This is a genomic window from Agrobacterium sp. CCNWLW32 (genome assembly GCF_037083425.1).
GTDB classification, from domain to species: Bacteria; Pseudomonadota; Alphaproteobacteria; order Rhizobiales; family Rhizobiaceae; genus Agrobacterium; species Agrobacterium radiobacter.
The window spans coordinates 218,210-235,538 of the sequence record NZ_JBAOJM010000004.1 but is presented as its reverse complement, the minus strand read 5'-3'; the positions used below and the strand labels follow the sequence as shown (position 1 = coordinate 235,538).

Here is a 17,329-nt window from a genome sequence, read left to right as displayed (position 1 = left end):
AACGGGCGGGTGCGGCATATCGATCTCCCCCTTGAGGGGGAGATGCCCGGCAGGGCAGAGGGGGGTGCCCTCCGCTCGCCGTCAGCTGCTACTCAGGTCAAAAAATCTTCGAGAACTGATCGATATTCTTCGCGTCATAAACGAAGGGATCGGCCATAGCAGCTTCGCTGTTTTCGCCAACCTTGATCTTGCCCATGCGGCCAGCTTCGATTTCCGAGCCCGGCTTGCCATCGGCTTCGCCCTTTACGAGGCGATAGGCGATCTGGGTGGCGGAGTAACCGAGGTCGATCGGGTTCCAGATGGCGAATTCCTTGGTCGCGCCTGATTTGATGGCGCCGGCCATTTCGGACGGCAGGCCAAGGCCGGTCACAAAGACCTGACCGATCTTGCCCGCATCCTTTACAGCCTGCGAGGCGGCGAGAACGCCAACCGTCGTCGGTGCGACGATGACCTTCACATTCGGCTGCGAGGAAAGCAGGCCCTGCGCTTCGCGGTAGCTCTTGTCGGCAAGGTCGTCACCGTAAACTGTCGTGACGAGGTTGAGGCCGGGGAAATCCTTCAGCTGCTTTTTCATCTCGTCGATCCAGATATTCTGGTTCGTGGAGGTGGTGGTGGCCGAAAGAATGGCGAAATCGCCCTTGCCGCCTTCCAAATGTGATGCGGCAAGCTGCAGGCACATCTTGCCGATCAGTGCGTTGGACGAGGGGTTGAGCTGGAGAATGCGGCCTTCAGGTGCAACGCCGGAATCCCAGGAAATGACCTTGATGCCGCGCTGCGCCGCCTTTTTCAGCGCCGGAACCACGGCGTCGGGGTCATTGGCGGAAATGGCGATGGCGTCGACACCCTGCGCGATCAGCGAATTGATGACTTCGATCTGGCCTTCCGCCGTGGTGCTGGTCGGGCCGGTATAGATGATCTCGACGCCGCCGAGGTCTTTTGCGGCCTCCTGCGCGCCCTTGTTGGCGGCTTCGAAAAAGCCGTTGCCGAGCGATTTGACCACCAGTGCGATCTTCACATCGGCTGCCTGGGCAACGCCGCCCAGTCCTGCGACGGAGAGCGCCGCGCTGAGCGCCAGAGCGCTCGTCAATGTTCTGCGTGTAAGTTTCATGTCCCTTTTCCTCCCGTTTTGAACCTTTTTCCTCCCTCCGGTGCTCCTCAGGCGACCGAAGAAGAATCCTCTTCATCCGATGGGGTGGCTGTCTTGCCATCCTTCACCGCGCCGGCGATCAGCAATTCGACGCCGGCATCTTCCACCATCCTCGCCGCCTCATCGGAAATCCCGTCATCGGTAATGATGGTCGAGACGTTTTCGAGCGGGCATAAAATGAGGCTGGATCGTTTTCTGAATTTCGAAGAATCGACCATCACGATCAGTTCTTCCGCCTGTCGCATCAGCTTCTGCTCACTCTGGATGACCAGTGCGTCTGACTCCATGATGCCGAGCGCACCCACGCCCTGTGCGCCGAGAAAAATGCGTCGTGCATAAAAATTGCGGATCGCATCATTCTCGAATGGCGACAGGATGAGGCTCTGGTCGCGATAGATCGCGCCGCCCGGCACACTGACATTGCATTTGGAATGCTTGACCAGATGTTCCGCAATCGCGAAGGAATTGGTCATCACCTGCAGACGGCGCGCCGCCATGTAATGCACCATCTGGAATGTCGTCGTGCCGCCATTCAGGATGATCGCATCGCCATCATTGCAGAGATCAACCGCCTTGCGCGCAATTGCGCGTTTTTTGTCGATGTTGACCGATTCGGACACACGGAACGGCCTTGCCGCGAGATTGCCGAGCTGCGGCGGATGTACCGCTTCGGCTCCACCACGCACGCGGCGCAACTTGCCCTGAACGTGCAGCGACGCGATATCCCTGCGGATCGTCGCTTCCGACGCATCCGTCAGTTCGGCAATATCCTGCACCGTCACGACAGCTTTTTCCTGTGTGGCGCTCAAGATGATGCGATGGCGTTCGCGTTCGTGCATGGGGTCCTCCTGATCGTGATTATTCGCAATCTCTTTACGTTGTCAATCAAGAACGATCAAATTAATCAATATCGCACTGCAACATGAAAATTTATGATCGTTTTTGATTGACATTGTGCTTTTGGATGCGCGATATCTGTCCTCAAAGGAGGCGGGCCGGTATCGGCTCCGCGAATGCAGACAGATATTGGGAGGAAGACATGACGGGAAAATCCCGCCTTCTCGAAAGCCGTTGGGACGATGCTTACGCCAAGACGCTCGATGAGCCGGGCAAGCTGCTTTATCGCTCCAATCTGCTGGGTGCGGACAAGCGCATCACCAATTACGGTGGCGGCAACACATCCGCAAAGGTGCTCGAAACCGATCCGCTGACGGGCGAGAAGGTCCGTGTCATGTGGGTGAAGGGTTCCGGCGGCGATGTCGGCACCATCAAGCTCGACGGTTTTGCGACGCTTTATCTCGATAAGCTGGAAGCGCTGAAGGGCATTTACAAGGGTGTGGAGGACGAGGATCGCATGGTCGGCTTCCTGCCGCATTGCACCTTCAACCTCAATCCGCGCGCGGCCTCCATCGATACGCCGCTGCACGGTTTCGTACCTTATGATCATGTCGACCACATGCACCCCGATGCGATCATCGCGATTGCCGCCTCCAAAAACTCGAAAGAGCTGACGCAGCAGATCTTCGGCGATGACATTGGCTGGCTTCCCTGGCGCCGTCCGGGCTTTCAGCTCGGCCTCGACCTTGAGGCTTTCGTAAAAGCCAATCCCCAGGCCAAGGGCGTCGTGCTGGAAAGCCATGGCCTGTTCACCTGGGATAATGACGCCAAGGCGTGTTACGAACTGACGCTCGCCATCATCAACAAGGCGATCGAATGGTTTACGGCGCAGACCGAAGGCAAGACGATTTTCGGCGGTGCTGTGGCGAAAAGTCTGCCCGTTGCCGAGCGCCGCGCCATCGCTGCCCGACTAATGCCGGAAATCCGTGGCCGCATCGGCCGCGAGGAGCGCAAGCTCGGCCATTTCGACGATCAGGATCCGGTTCTCGAATTCGTCAATTCCAAGGATTTGAAGCCGCTCGGCGCGCTCGGCACCTCCTGCCCTGACCATTTCCTGCGCACGAAAATCCGCCCGCTGATCCTCGATCTCGATACCGCACATCCTGATGTGGACGCGTTGATGGCGGGTCTCGACGAGGCGCTGGAGGCTTACCGCGCCGATTATACGCGCTACTACGAAGCCTGCCGCCACGACAATTCACCTGATATGCGCGACCCGAACCCGGTGATTTTCCTGATCCCCGGTGTCGGCATGCTGTCGTTCGCCAAGGACAAGGCGACGGCCCGTATCGCCGGCGAATTCTACGTCAACGCCATCAACGTCATGCGCGGTGCTTCCACCGTGTCCGACTATCAGGGCCTTCCCGAGCAGGAAGCCTTTGATATCGAATATTGGCTGTTGGAAGAGGCAAAGCTGCAGCGCATGCCGAAGCCGAAGAGCCTTGCCGGTCGCGTGGCTTTTGTCACCGGTGGCGCCGGCGGCATCGGCCGTGCAACCGCCGAACGCCTGGCGGGCGAGGGCGCCTGCGTGGTGCTCGCCGATATTGACGAAGCGGCGCTGGATGCGGCCAAGGGCGATTTCGCCAAGCGTTACAGCACTGACGCGGTGCGTACCGTCAAGCTTGACGTGACGAAGGAAGATGCCGTGATTTCCGCCTTCGCGGAAGCGAGCGTGGAATTCGGCGGCGTGGATATTCTCGTCTCCAATGCCGGCATTGCCTCTTCCGCTCCGGTGGAAGACACGACACTTGCCATGTGGAACAAGAATATCGACATTCTCGCCACGGGCTATTTCCTCGTTTCGCGGGAAGCATTCCGGCTGCTGCGGCGTCAGAACCTCGGAGGCAACGTCGTTTTCGTTGCGTCCAAGAACGGCCTTGCATCCTCGCCCAATGCTTCCGCTTATTGCACGGCGAAGGCTGCGGAAATTCATCTGGCCCGTTGCCTCGCGCTGGAAGGGGCGGAAGCGGGTATTCGCGTCAACACCGTCAATCCCGATGCCGTGCTGCGTGGCTCGAAAATCTGGAACGGAGAGTGGCGCGAGCAGCGCGCGGCCTCGTCCAAGATCGAGGTGACCGATCTGGAGGAGCATTACCGCAAGCGCTCGATGCTGAAGCTCAATGTGTTCCCGGAAGACATCGCCGAAGCGATCTACTTCCTGGCGTCCGATGCTTCCGCCAAGTCGACCGGCAACATCATCAATGTCGATGCCGGCAACGCGCAGAGCTTTACGCGGTAGGACGTTCGGCACGTTCTCACTTCCGTCATTCCGGCCCTGAGCCGGAATCCAGCCAGCCCAAGTCCTTGGGCTGAAAAGACTCTCTCCGCCGCACAGACGTGCGTCGGCTGGATTCCGGCTCAAGGCCGGAATGACGGAGGTGAGCGCGATGAACTAGCATGCACTGGACCGATTCCCGGGAGGAAGAGATGACCGAGACGAAAATCGCCGCCGACATCATCGCGGCCGAAAACGAAAAACGCGCTGGCGCGCTGAAGGACGATTATCAGGCGCTTGGCAACCAGCTGGCCCGTCGCAATATCGATATCGACGCAGTCACGGCCAAGGTCGCGGAGTTTTTCGTTGCCGTGCCGTCCTGGGGCGTTGGCACCGGCGGCACCCGCTTTGCCCGTTTTCCCGGCGCGGGCGAGCCGCGCGGTATTTTCGACAAGCTGGATGATTGCGCTGTCATCAACCAGTTGACACGGGCGACGCCGAACGTCTCCCTTCACATTCCGTGGGACAAACAGGACCCGAAGCGTTTGAAGGCCCATGCCGCTGCGCTGGGTCTCGGCTTCGATGCCATGAATTCCAACACGTTTTCGGACGCGCCGGGTCAGAGCCATTCCTACAAATATGGTTCGCTCAGCCACACGGATGCCGCGACGCGCCGGCAGGCCGTCGAGCACAACATCGAATGTATCGAGATCGGTAACGCCATCGGCTCGAAGGCGCTGACGGTTTGGGTGGGCGATGGCTCCAATTTCCCGGGCCAGAGCAACTTCACCAGAAGTTTCGAGCGTTATCTTGCGGCCATGGCCGATATCTACAAGGCGCTGCCGGATGACTGGCGTATCTTTTCCGAACACAAGATGTATGAGCCGGCTTTCTATTCCACTGTCGTGCAGGACTGGGGCACCAATTACCTGATCGCCAATACGCTCGGTGAAAAGGCCTTCTGCCTCGTTGATCTCGGCCACCATGCGCCGAACACCAATATCGAGATGATCGTCGCCCGGCTCATCCAGTTCGGCAAGCTCGGTGGTTTCCACTTCAACGATAGCAAATACGGCGATGACGATCTGGATGCCGGCTCAATCGAGCCATATCGCCTGTTCCTCGTTTTCAACGAACTGGTGGATGCCGAATATCGCGGCGTGAAGGGTTTCCATCCCGCCCATATGATCGACCAGTCGCACAATGTGACGGACCCGATAGAAAGCCTGATTTCCAGCGCCAACGAAATCCGCCGCGCTTACGCGCAGGCGCTGCTGGTGGATCGCGCGGCTCTCGATGGCTATCAGCAGGATAATGATGCGCTGATGGCATCAGATATGCTGAAAAGGGCTTACCGTACCGATGTGGAGCCGATCCTCGCCAAGGCCCGGCAGCTGGCGGGCGGCGCTATCGATCCGGTGGCGACCTATCGGGCGAGTGGTTATCGCAAGCAGGTTGCGGCGGAGCGCCCGGCTTCGGTTGGCGGTAGTGGCGGGATTGTGTAGTCGTTCGCTTTGCTGGATGCAAAGCCTGCGATCAGGCCGAATATACCGCTGAGAGCTGACAGCGTCGCCTCAACCTCTCCTCCGTCATCCTCGGGCTTCACCCGAGGATGACACCGAGTTTTAGTCAGGGCGTTGTCCAGCAAGTCAGTCCGGATCCTTCAATCGCGCGAAGGCGATTGCCTGCGAACCTGAAACGTATGCTCCGGCCCCGGAAACACGCCGGAGCGCACCTCATCTGCATAACTTGCCGCCGCTTCCGAAACGGTCGAACCTAGATCGGCGAAACGCTTGACGAATTTCGGTTTGAAGTCAGTGAAAAGGCCGAGCATGTCGTCGGAAACGAGCACCTGCCCGTCGCAGGCCGGAGATGCGCCGATGCCGACCGTCGGCGCGGCGAGTTTTTCGGTCAGTTCCCGGGCCAGCGGCTCGACGGTGCCTTCCACGACGATGGCGAAGGCGCCGGCCTGATCGACTGCAATCGCGTCACGCCAGATTTTCTGCGTTTCCGCGTCCGAATGTCCGAGCGAGCGGAAGCCGCCGGCGGTGTGCACCAGCTGTGGCATCAGCCCGACATGGCCGAAGACGGGAATGCCGCGCGCCACCAGAAAGGCGATGGTCTCCGCCATCTCCTCGCCGCCCTCCAGCTTAACGCCGTCGCAGCCGGTTTCCTGCATCAGCCGCACGGCGTTGCGGAACGCCTGTTCCTTTGATTCCTGATAGGTCCCGAAGGGGAGATCGACGATGACGCAGGCGTGTTCGACACCACGCATCACGGCGCGGCCGTGGGCGATCATCATATCCAGGGTGACGCCGACCGTCGTGTCCATGCCATAAAGTACCATGCCGACTGAATCGCCAACCAGCAGCAGGTCGCAATGCGGATCGAGCAGGCGGGCAATCGGCGTCGTATAGGCGGTCAGGCAGACGATGCGCGCCTCGCCTTTCATCTGCCGGATGGAGGCTGTTGTCAGCCGCTTGTGTTTTCCATGGGCGCTCATTGGGCAGCCTCCCGTTGATCGATCTTGACGCGCCCGATGACGCGGTTGTCGAGGAGCCGTGTACTTCCGACCCTGACGAACAGCGCCACCAGCACCGGCCCCGCCTGCAATGAAGCAATGGGGGCGAGCGTATCGGGATCGCGCACGGCGACGACTTCCGGTGAGGCCAGCGGCTCGGCTGCGATGAGTTTTTCTATGGCTGCCTCGAATGCGGCTGGGTCGTCGAAGCCTTCAGCATAAAGCCGTTCAGCTTCGTCCAGCGCGCGCGGCACGATCACGGCGGCGGCGCGTTCTGCGGGGTTTAGATAAACGTTACGCGAGGAGCAGGCGAGCCCATCCGCCTCGCGCACGGTGGCGACGGGCACGACCCTGACCGGCTGGGCGAGGTCCTCGACCATGCGGCGGATCAGTGTCACCTGCTGATAGTCCTTCTCACCGAAATAGGCGGCATCCGGCTGGACGAGGTTAAAAAGCTTGGTCACGACGGTCGTGACGCCGGCGAAATGCCCCGGCCGCACCGCGCCTTCCAGTTGGCTACCCAGTTCGGGCACATCCACGACGGTCTGCATCGGGCGCGGATACATCTCGGAGACTTCGGGCGCGAAAAGAATGTCGACATCAGCCTCTTCCAGCAATGCGCTGTCGCGGGCGAGATCGCGCGGGTAACGGGCCAGATCCTCATTCGCGCCGAATTGAAGCGGGTTGACGAAGATCGAAACCACTGTCACGCCGTTTTCCGCTTTGGCTTGGGCAACGAGCGTCAGATGACCGATATGGAGAAAGCCCATGGTCGGCACGAAGCCGATGGTTTTGCCCGCACGGCGAAAGGCAGCGGTGGCATCCCGCAATTCGGCGACGGTTTTTACAAGCTGCATGGGTCTCCTCCGGCTCCCCCAATCGCGGTCCGGCGAAAGGTGCTGGATAGAACGCGATTTGCCCAACGGGGTCAACGCACGCATCGGGATTATATCGATTGACCCCAGGACGACTTTCGAAAAAATCTGTCCTCGGGCAGCGCGGCGGCGATCACTCCACCCAGTGCGGCTTCCTTTTTTCGACAAAGGCCAATCGCCCCTCCCGCGCCTCGTTGCTGCCGCTGATCGTGGCAATGACGCTTTCGGCAAAGGCAAGCCGCTCGGCGGACGACATATCGCGCATCTCTAGCAATGCCGCCTTTCCGGCCGCGATCGCGCCCGGCGCATTCTGCCGCAGCCGGGCGAGAACATCCACAACCACGCCGTCGAGTTCGGCCGACGGGACGGCCCGAGTGACGAGGCCAAGACGCTCCGCGTCAGCAGCGCTGATCGCGACGCCGAGATAGGCCATTTCCTGAAGCTGGCCCAGTGGCATCTTCGCCAGAAGCTTCGCCGCCACCATGGCCGGAAAAAGCCCAACGCGCACTTCCGGCAAACCGAATTCGGCATGAGCGGCGGCATAGGCAAGATCACAGGCGGCGACGATGCCAAGCCCGCCGGCCAGAACTTGGCCATTGATGCGGGCCATGACGATCTTGTTGCAGCCCTCGATGGCGCGCATCACATCGGCAATGGGGTTCGTTCCATCAGGCGAGAGGAACATACCCCCGGCGCTTTCCTTGAGGTCTGCCCCGGAGCAGAAACTGCGGTCTCCCGCGGCCGTTATCACCACGGCGCGCAGGCCACTATCACTCGATGCCGCGCGGATGGCCTTCGCCAGGGCGTCCGTCATCGCAGCATTCAACGCGTTGTGTACCTCCGGCCGGTTGAGCGTCAGCCAGAGAATGTCCTTGCGCCTTTCGCTCAGCAGCTCATTCGCCATGCGCGTCACCCTTCCTGTCTTGCCGCAAGCAGCGCCTTGCCGGCGCGGGCCGCATTCGGTCTGCCGAGATGCAGGCTGATCCAGTCGCCGGTTTTCGCCACTGCCATCAGGTCGATACCAGTTTTAATGCCAAGCCCCTGCAGCAGATAAACGACGTCTTCGGTGGCGACGTTGCCGCTGGCGCCCGGCGCGAAGGGGCAGCCGCCCAGCCCGGCGACGGAACTGTCGAAGACGGAGATACCTTCATCCAGCGAGGCCAGCACATTGGCGACGCCCTGGCCATAGGTATCGTGAAAATGCATGGCGATTTTTTTGCGCGGAATGTTGGCCGACACCCGTTCGATGATTTTGCGAATATGCGCGGCCGTGCCGATGCCGATCGTATCGCCGAGCGAGATTTCGTAACAGCCAAGCGCGATAAGCGCCTCGGCCATTGCCGCCACCTCATCGGGCGCGACCGCGCCGTCATAGGGGCAGCCGGCAATGCAGGAAACGTAACCGCGTATGAGGATGTTTCGCCCGCCCGCCGCCTCCGCGACATCGCGCAGGCGCTCGAGGCTTTCGGCGCGCGAGCAGCCTATATTGTGCTGGCTAAAGCCTTCGGAGGCGGACACAAAAACGGCGATTTCCGTCACGCCGGCTTCAATGGCGGCCTCGAAACCTTTCATATTGGGAACGAGCACCGGATAGGCGGTGCCGGATCGTCGTTCGAGGCCCTGAAATACCTCCTTCGAGTCAGCCATTTGCGGCACTTTTTTGGGCGAGACGAAAGCGCCCGCTTCCACCGCAGTCAATCCGGCTGCGGCCAGCCGCTCGATCAGCTCGATCTTGATGGCGGTTGGAACCTCGGCGCTTTCGTTCTGCAGGCCGTCGCGCGCGCCCACTTCGACGATTTTTACCGTTTGGGGCCAGCTCATCTCACGCCCCCTCCGGTTCGAAATCCACCAGCACCGCACCGGCCGCGACCATATCGCCCTCGACGCAATTGATGGCCGTGACCGTGCCTTTCGCTGGTGCACGGATCGTGTGCTCCATTTTCATCGCCTCCATCACCACTAGCGCCTCGCCGGCTTCAACCGCAGCACCGTTCCGGCTCAGCAAAGCACGGATAACGCCGGGCATGGGTGCTTCCAGACCGCCGGTGTGGGTGGAGGAATCCTCGATATCGACGGGATCAGGCTGGGCGATGCGATAATGCTCGCCATTCAGGAAAAGCGCGTAACTGCTGCCTTCTGCAAAAAAATGGCCCTGCCTTTTCCTGTCTTCCATGGTTGCACGGAATTTGCCGTCGTCCGAGAGGCTGCCATGGGCGCTGATCGTCCGCCCGTCGATGGCAAGCGACAAACCGTCCGCCTCATGCGTGACGCCGACGTTAAGCGGCTGGTTCTCAAAGGTGAAATACAGCGTTTCCCGCGACGGCGCGTTGAGGCGGAAGGCGGCTGCCGTGTTCCACGGGCTATAGGGATCGGCCTCTGAACCTGACTTTCCGTTTTTCTGCCGCGAGAGCAGCAGGCCAAGCGCGGCCGTGGCTATCTCGTTCCCATCCTTCGGGGCCGGGGCAAAAAGCACGACATCGCTGCGGGCTATGAAGCCCGTATCGAGTTCGGCTTTTGCGAAGGCCTCCAGTCCCGCAAGCCGGGTCAGAAAGGCGGCATTGCTGGCGACGCCACAGATCGCCAGATTTTCCAGCGCCAACCGCAGACGCCGCACCGCCGATGGGCGGTCACGATCCCAGACGATCAGCTTGGCGATCATCGGATCGTAATGCACGGTAATGGCGTCGCCGGCGCGGATGCCGCTGTCTATCCTGACGTGAGGACCTTGATCGGGAAAAACGAGATGGCTGACCGTGCCGATCGACGGCAGGAAATCGTGCGCCGGGTCTTCGGCATAAATCCGGGCCTCGATGGCGTGGCCGTTTATGTTGAGATCCTCCCAGCCCTCCGGCAGTGCCTCACCATCCGCAACACGGAGCTGCCATTCGACCAGATCCAGGCCGGTAATATATTCCGTCACCGGATGTTCGACCTGAAGCCTTGTATTCATTTCCATGAAATAGAACTCGCCGGAAGGGTCGAGCAGGAATTCCACGGTTCCCGCGCCGCGATAGTCGATGGCGCGGGCGGCGGCGACCGCCGCTTCATACATGCGTTGCCTGAGCGCATCGGGCAAGCCGGGGGCGGGGGCTTCCTCTATGACCTTCTGGTGCCTGCGCTGGATCGAGCAATCGCGCTCGAAAAGTGAGAAACAATTACCGTGGCCATCGGCAAAGACCTGCACTTCCACATGTCGCGGCCGCTCCAGATATTTTTCGATCAGCATGCGGTCATTGCCGAAGGCGGCCAGCGCCTCGCGTTTTGCGCCGGCAAGTTCCGCCGCAAATTCGCGTTTCTTCCGCACGATGCGCATGCCCTTGCCGCCGCCGCCGGCCGAGGCCTTGAGCAGAACGGGATAACCTATGGCGTCCGCTTCACTGCGAAGCCGCTCTTCCGCCTGATCCTCACCGTGAAAGCCGGGAACGACGGGAACGCCCGCCTTCGCCATCAGCGCTTTCGCCTCGCTTTTCCCGCCCATGGCGCGGATCGCTGCCGCCGGCGGGCCAATGAAAACAAGACCGGCGGCGGCACAGGCTTCGGCGAAACCGGCATTTTCCGAGAGGAAACCATAACCCGGATGGACCGCTTCCGCGCCGGTCGCTTTTGCGGCGGCGATGATTTTTTCGCCGTCGAGATAGGAGGCACGTGCGGGCGCGGGGCCAATGGCGATTGCCTCGTCGGCCAGTGCCACATGCATGGCGTCACGGTCGGCATCCGAATAGACGGCAACGGTGCGTATGCCCATCTTGGCGGCGGTGCGGATGATGCGGCAGGCGATTTCGCCCCTGTTGGCGATCAGTATTTTCGAGAACATCGTCGCCTCACATCCTGAATATGCCGAAACGGGTGGGTTCTATCGGTGCGTTGAGCGCGGCGGAGAGACCGAGGCCAAGCACGAGGCGGGTATCCCTGGGATCGATGATGCCGTCATCCCACAGCCTCGCGCTGGCATAATAGGGATGTCCTTCCCGCTCGTATTTTTCCCGGATCGGTTGCTTGAACGCCTCTTCGCCTTCCTTCGACCAGTGGCGGCCATCGGCCTCGATACCATCGCGGCGGATTTGTGCCAGAACAGAGGCCGCCTGTTCGCCGCCCATGACCGAAATGCGGGCGTTGGGCCACATCCACAAAAAGCGGGGCGAATAGGCGCGACCGCACATGCCGTAATTGCCCGCACCGAAGGAGCCGCCGATGATGACGGTGAATTTCGGCACTTTTGCCGATGCGACGGCGGTGACAAGCTTTGCGCCATCCTTGGCGATGCCGCCGGCCTCATAGGCCTTGCCGACCATGAAGCCGGTGATGTTCTGCAGGAAGACCAGCGGAATACCGCGCTGGCAGCAGAGTTCGATGAAATGTGCGCCCTTCAGCGCCGATTCCGAGAAGAGAATGCCATTATTGGCGATGATGCCTACGGGATAGCCATGAATATGGGCGAAACCGCAGACCAGCGTGGTGCCGTAAAGCGCCTTGAATTCGTCGAATTCGGAACCATCCGCCAGACGTGCGATGATCTCGCGGACCTCGAAGGGTTTTCGCGTATCGGCGGGAACGATGCCGTAAAGTTCATCCGGCGGATAAAGCGGCTCCATCGGTTCGCGAATGTCCAGCTCCACCTGTTTGCGGCGGTTGAGCGTGGAGACGATCCGCCGGGTCAGTGAAAGCGCGTGGCGGTCGTCATGGGCGTAATGATCGGTGACGCCCGATTGCCGCGAATGCACATCCGCGCCGCCCAGTTCCTCCGCGCTCACCACTTCACCAGTTGCAGCCTTCACCAGCGGCGGGCCGCCGAGAAAGATCGTGCCCTGATTTTTGACGATCACGGACTGGTCGCTCATGGCGGGCACATAGGCCCCGCCAGCCGTGCAGCTGCCCATCACCACGGCGATCTGCGCGATGCCCTCCGCAGACATATTGGCCTGATTGTAAAAGATACGGCCGAAATGATCGCGGTCGGGAAATACCTCGTCCTGATTGGGCAGGTTCGCACCGCCGGAATCCACCAGATAAATACAGGGCAGGCGGTTTTCAGCGGCGATTTCCTGCGCGCGCAGATGTTTCTTGACCGTTAGCGGATAATAGGTGCCGCCCTTCACCGTCGCATCATTGGCGACGATGACGCATTCACGGCCCGACACCCGGCCAATGCCGGTGACGATCCCGGCGGCGGGAACGGGTTCGTCATAGACCTCGTAAGCGGCGAATTGCGAGAATTCGAGAAATGGGCTGCCGGGATCGAGAAGCGCTTCGATCCGGTCGCGCGCCAGCAATTTGCCACGGGACAGATGCCGTTCGCGGGCCTTGTCGCCGCCACCCCGCGTGATTTTTTCGACGTGCTGCCTCAGGTCGTCCACCAGACCAGACATGAACGCGGTATTGGCGGTGAAGGTGGGATCGCGGTTCAGACTGGATGTAAGCTTCATCGCGTTCCTCACCCGTTGCCTTTGACCAGTTCGCGGCCGATCAGCATCCGGCGGATTTCGCTGGTGCCCGCGCCGATTTCATAAAGCTTGGCGTCGCGCAGCAGCCGTCCGGCCGGGCTTTCATTGACGTAGCCGGAACCGCCGAGAAGCTGGATCGCATCCAGCGCCACCTGCGTCGCCCGCTCGGCAGCAAAAAGAATCGCGCCTGCCGCATCCTGCCGCGTGATGCGGCCATTGTCGCAGGCGCGTGCCACGGCATAGACATAGGCGCGGGAGGCGTTCATGGCCGAATAGATATCGGCGAGCTTTCCCTGCACCAGCTGGAATTCACCGATCGGCTTGCCGAATTGCTTGCGCTCACGGGCGTAAGGCAACACCAGATCGATTGCCGCCTGCATGATGCCAACAGGGCCGGCGGCCAGCACGGCGCGCTCGTAATCCAGCCCGCTCATCAGCACCGTCACGCCGTCATTGAGACGCCCGAGGATGTTTTCCTCGGGCACCTCGCAATCCTCGAAAACCAGTTCCGAGGTGGGTGAACCGCGCATGCCGAGCTTGTCGAGTTTCTGGGCGGGGCGAAAACCCTTGAAGCCCTTCTCGATCAGAAAGGCCGTGATGCCGCGTGGGCCGGCGGACATATCCGTCTTGGCGTAGACAACCAGCGTATCGGCCTCGTGGCCGTTGGTGATCCACATCTTCGCGCCGTTCAGGAGATAGCGGTCGCCCCTGCGTTCCGCCTTCAGCCGCATCGAGACGACATCCGACCCGGCTTCCGTCTCGCTCATCGCGAGCGAACCGACATGCTCGCCGGAAACCAGCTTTGGCAGATATCGGCGTTTTTGCTCTTCCGTTCCCCAGCGATGAATCTGGTTGATGCACAGGTTGGAATGCGCGCCATAGGAAAGGCCGATGGAAGCCGATGCCCGGCTTATCTCCTCCATTGCCACGCAATGGGCGAGATAGCCCATGTCAGCACCGCCGAATTCCTCCGAAACGGTGATGCCGTGCAGGCCCAGTTCGCCCATCTGCGGCCAGAGCTTTCTTGGAAATTGGTCGTCGCGATCGATCTCCGCCGCTAGCGGGGCGATTTCATCGTCGGCGAATGCTCTCACGCTGTCGCGCAGCGCTGCGATTTCCGGGCCGAGATCGGCGTCGAAAATGGCGGCGAGGTTCAAACTCATCGCGTCTCCTCCTCCGGACGGCCGTTTATCTCCGTCCCTCTCGTCAGCGGCCAGCACCTCCTCCGTGCTGGCAACTCTCATTTATGGCGCGTCACCTCCGGTGAAGGCGGCGGAACGGCGAACGAATGTCTTGATGGCGAAATTGGACTGGATGCGCGACACACCGGGAACCGTGGTCAGGAAATCCAGAAGCTGCTGATAATGCGGTAGATCCCGCACCATGGCATGAATGAGATAGTCGGAACTGCCGCTCGTCTGGTAGCCGCCCACCACTTCCGGAATGGAGGCGACATGGTGCTCGAACGTCGTCAGCGCTTCCTTGATCTGCCGTTCCAGCGTGACGGAAATGAAGACGCCCATATTGCCGAGCAGCCGGTTCTCATCGAACACGGCGGTATAACCGCGAATGATGCCTTCCTCTTCCAGCTTGCGGACACGGCGCAGCGTCGGCGTGAAGGAAAGGCCGATCCGGGCCGCCAGATCGCGCCAGCTCACCCGCCCGTCATCGCCGAGCACATGGAGAATCTTCTGGTCGAAACTGTCGAGCTCAATCATGGATCATTTGCTCTATGATATGACTAATTGTTGGATCAAAGATATCGTCAATCAAAAAACTGTCAATCAAAATAGCTTTGAAATGAATTCGAGATAGTGATAGCGTTCACATCAGTCGCGGTCTGGAGGAGATTGCGATGATGGTCGTTCTCTCTGTGGGAGGATGGCCCAGGGAGGTGAATTTGGCTGCGCATGACCCTGTCGTTATCGTCGGGGCCGCCCGTACTGCTATGGGTGGGTTCCAGGGCGAATTCAAATCGGTAGCGGCGCCCGATCTCGGGGCGGCGGCGATCCGCGCGGCCGTCGAACGGGCCGCAATTTCACCCGCTGATATCGACGATGTGCTGATGGGCTGCGTGCTCTCGGCCGGACAGGGGCAGGCTCCGGCCAGACAGGCGGCCATTGCCGCCGGCATTCCCAACTCGGTTGGCGCGACGACCATCAACAAGATGTGCGGCTCGGGCATGAAGGCGATCATGCTGGCGCATGACCAGCTTGCTGCGGGAAGCTCTTCCATCGTGCTTGCGGGCGGCATGGAAAGCATGAGCAGCGCGCCCTATCTGCTGGATCGCGCCCGCAATGGCTATCGTCTCGGCCACGGCAAGCTCACCGACCACATGTTTCTCGACGGCCTTGAAGACGCTTATGACAAGGGCCGGCTGATGGGCACTTTCGCGGAAGATTGCGCGCAAGATTATCAGTTCACGCGCGCCATGCAGGATGATTACGCGTTGGCATCATTGGAACGCGCCCGACGCGCTATCGCGGAAGGGGCTTTCGAGGCGGAAATCATTTCTGTCGGCGATGTTGCCGTAGACGAGCAGCCGGGGAAGGCCCGCCCGGAAAAAATCCCACAACTGAAGCCCGCCTTTCGCGATGGTGGAACGGTGACGGCGGCCAATTCCAGCTCCATTTCGGATGGCGCGGCCGCTCTTGTTCTCATGCGCAGATCGGAAGCGGAAAGGCGGTGTCTTTCACCTCTGGCAACGATCATCGGCCAGACCTCCCATGCGGATGCGCCTGCAAAATTTCCGACGGCTCCCATCGGCGCGATGAAAAAGCTGTTCGAAAAAACCGGATGGGCGGCGAAGGATGTCGATCTGTTCGAAATCAACGAGGCCTTTGCCGTAGTCGCGATGGCGGCGATGCGCGATCTCGATCTGCCGCATGAGAAGGTGAATGTGCATGGCGGCGCCTGTGCGCTCGGCCATCCCATCGGGGCTTCGGGTGCACGCATCGTCGTCACCTTGCTGTCCGCCTTGCAGCGTCACGGGCTGAAGCGCGGCGTGGCCGCCGTCTGCATCGGCGGCGGCGAAGCGACCGCGCTCGGTATCGAGCTACATTGAGGGGAGGCGGCGATGATCCTGAATGAAGCCCAGCAGCAGATCAGGGACATGGCCCGCGATTTCGCCCGCGAGCGGCTCGCCCCCGGTGCTAGCGCGCGCGACCGGGAAAGCCGGTTCCCGAAAGACGAGCTGAAAGAAATGGGCGGGCTCGGTTTCCTCGGCATGCTGGTCTCGGAGGACTATGGCGGGTCGGAAACCGGTGCCGTCGCCTATGCCCTGGCGCTGGAGGAGATCGCCGCCGGTGACGGCGCCTGTTCCACCATCATGAGCGTCCACAATTCGGTTGGGTGCGTACCGATCCTGAAATTCGGCACGGAAGATCAGAAGCAGCGTTTCCTGCCCAAGCTCGCCGCCGGCGAATGGATCGGCGGTTTTGCGCTCACTGAACCGCAGGCTGGTTCCGACGCCTCCAATCTGAAGACACGCGCCCGGCGCGATGGCGACCGATACATTCTGGATGGCGCGAAACAGTTCATCACATCAGGCAAGAATGGCGACGTCGTCATCGTTTTTGCCGTCACCGATCCGGCGGCGGGAAAGAAGGGCATCAGCGCCTTCATCGTGCCGACTGATACACCGGGTTACGAGGTAATCAGGGTTGAGGAAAAACTCGGCCTGCATTCGTCCGATACCTGCCAGATCGCCTTCACCGACATGGCAGTCCCAGTCGAATTGCGGCTCGGCGAAGAGGGGCAGGGATATCGCATTGCGCTCGCCAATCTGGAAGGCGGCCGCATCGGTATCGCCGCGCAGGCGGTCGGCATGGCGCAGGCCGCTTTTGAGGCGGCGCGGGATTATGCCCGCGAGCGCAAGGCCTTCGGGCAGGCAATCATCGAGCATCAGGCGGTGGCGTTTCGGCTTGCGGATATGGCGACGCGGATTACGGCGGCGCGGCAGCTGGTGCTGCATGCGGCGGCGCTGAAGGAGGCGGGCGAACCCTGCCTTTCGGAAGCCTCGATGGCCAAGCTCTTTGCTTCCGAAATGGCCGAGCGTGTCTGCTCGGACGCCATCCAGATTCACGGCGGTTACGGCTACATGGCGGATTATCCGGTGGAGCGGATCTATCGCGATGTGCGCATCTGCCAGATTTACGAGGGAACCAGCGATGTCCAGCGGATGGTCATCGCGCGCAACCTCTGAAAATTGTTTCGTCGTCTGGAGGAGATGGC

General features: G+C 60.8%; 14 protein-coding genes. 4 read left to right on the top strand and 10 right to left on the bottom strand.

Annotated features, from left to right (window positions below; genetic code table 11):
* Positions 1–97: 97 nt before the first annotated feature.
* Positions 98–1,108: a rhamnose ABC transporter substrate-binding protein gene (gene rhaS / locus V6R85_RS11495; protein WP_003507005.1), complete on the bottom strand. Its 1,011-nt coding sequence runs from the start codon at positions 1,106–1,108 to the stop codon at positions 98–100.
* A gap of 47 nt (positions 1,109–1,155) precedes the next feature.
* On the bottom strand, positions 1,156–1,986 hold the full coding sequence (locus V6R85_RS11490; protein WP_003507004.1) for a DeoR/GlpR family DNA-binding transcription regulator: 831 nt from the start codon (positions 1,984–1,986) through the stop codon (positions 1,156–1,158).
* A gap of 200 nt (positions 1,987–2,186) precedes the next feature.
* Between V6R85_RS11490 and V6R85_RS11485 the strand changes: the two genes are divergently transcribed.
* Entirely contained in the window at positions 2,187–4,283 is a 2,097-nt protein-coding gene (locus V6R85_RS11485) for a bifunctional rhamnulose-1-phosphate aldolase/short-chain dehydrogenase (protein ID WP_111833884.1), read from the top strand.
* Between the two features lie 188 nt (positions 4,284–4,471).
* Positions 4,472–5,764, top strand: a complete 1,293-nt coding sequence (gene rhaI, locus V6R85_RS11480; protein WP_111833930.1) for an L-rhamnose catabolism isomerase — start codon at positions 4,472–4,474, stop codon at positions 5,762–5,764.
* Positions 5,765–5,922: 158 nt separating this feature from the next.
* Here the strand turns inward: rhaI and panB are convergent, their stop codons facing one another.
* From panB to V6R85_RS11440, 8 genes are all read right to left on the bottom strand, one after another.
* On the bottom strand, positions 5,923–6,762 hold the full coding sequence (gene panB / locus V6R85_RS11475; protein WP_111833883.1) for a 3-methyl-2-oxobutanoate hydroxymethyltransferase: 840 nt from the start codon (positions 6,760–6,762) through the stop codon (positions 5,923–5,925).
* Entirely contained in the window at positions 6,759–7,637 is an 879-nt protein-coding gene (gene panC, locus V6R85_RS11470) for a pantoate--beta-alanine ligase (protein WP_060724892.1), read from the bottom strand. Before panC ends, panB begins: the two co-directional genes overlap by 4 nt.
* A 151-nt stretch (positions 7,638–7,788) precedes the next feature.
* Positions 7,789–8,559 (bottom strand): enoyl-CoA hydratase-related protein, encoded by a 771-nt coding sequence (locus tag V6R85_RS11465; protein WP_111833882.1) that lies wholly within the window; start codon positions 8,557–8,559, stop codon positions 7,789–7,791.
* Between the two features lie 5 nt (positions 8,560–8,564).
* Entirely contained in the window at positions 8,565–9,476 is a 912-nt protein-coding gene (locus tag V6R85_RS11460) for a hydroxymethylglutaryl-CoA lyase (RefSeq protein ID WP_111833881.1), read from the bottom strand.
* Position 9,477: 1 nt separating this feature from the next.
* On the bottom strand, positions 9,478–11,469 hold the full coding sequence (locus V6R85_RS11455; protein WP_111833880.1) for an acetyl/propionyl/methylcrotonyl-CoA carboxylase subunit alpha: 1,992 nt from the start codon (positions 11,467–11,469) through the stop codon (positions 9,478–9,480).
* Positions 11,470–11,476: 7 nt separating this feature from the next.
* Positions 11,477–13,078 carry a carboxyl transferase domain-containing protein gene (locus tag V6R85_RS11450; protein ID WP_111833879.1) on the bottom strand — a complete coding sequence of 534 codons (1,602 nt, stop codon included), beginning with the start codon at positions 13,076–13,078 and terminating at the stop codon, positions 11,477–11,479.
* Positions 13,079–13,086: 8 nt separating this feature from the next.
* Complete coding sequence (locus tag V6R85_RS11445) at positions 13,087–14,259, bottom strand: isovaleryl-CoA dehydrogenase (protein ID WP_111833878.1); 1,173 nt, start codon at positions 14,257–14,259, stop codon at positions 13,087–13,089.
* 81 nt (positions 14,260–14,340) lie between these two features.
* Positions 14,341–14,814, bottom strand: coding sequence for an Lrp/AsnC family transcriptional regulator (locus V6R85_RS11440; RefSeq protein ID WP_003500312.1), 474 nt, complete (start codon positions 14,812–14,814; stop codon positions 14,341–14,343).
* A 230-nt stretch (positions 14,815–15,044) separates the two neighbouring features.
* Here V6R85_RS11440 and V6R85_RS11435 point away from each other — a divergent pair, with 230 nt between their 5' ends.
* Together V6R85_RS11435 and V6R85_RS11430 are read left to right on the top strand one after the other, a co-directional pair.
* Positions 15,045–16,160: an acetyl-CoA C-acyltransferase gene (locus V6R85_RS11435; RefSeq protein ID WP_049832337.1), complete on the top strand. Its 1,116-nt coding sequence runs from the start codon at positions 15,045–15,047 to the stop codon at positions 16,158–16,160.
* A gap of 12 nt (positions 16,161–16,172) precedes the next feature.
* On the top strand, positions 16,173–17,300 hold the full coding sequence (locus V6R85_RS11430; protein WP_111833877.1) for an acyl-CoA dehydrogenase family protein: 1,128 nt from the start codon (positions 16,173–16,175) through the stop codon (positions 17,298–17,300).
* The last annotated feature ends 29 nt before the right edge of the window (positions 17,301–17,329 follow it).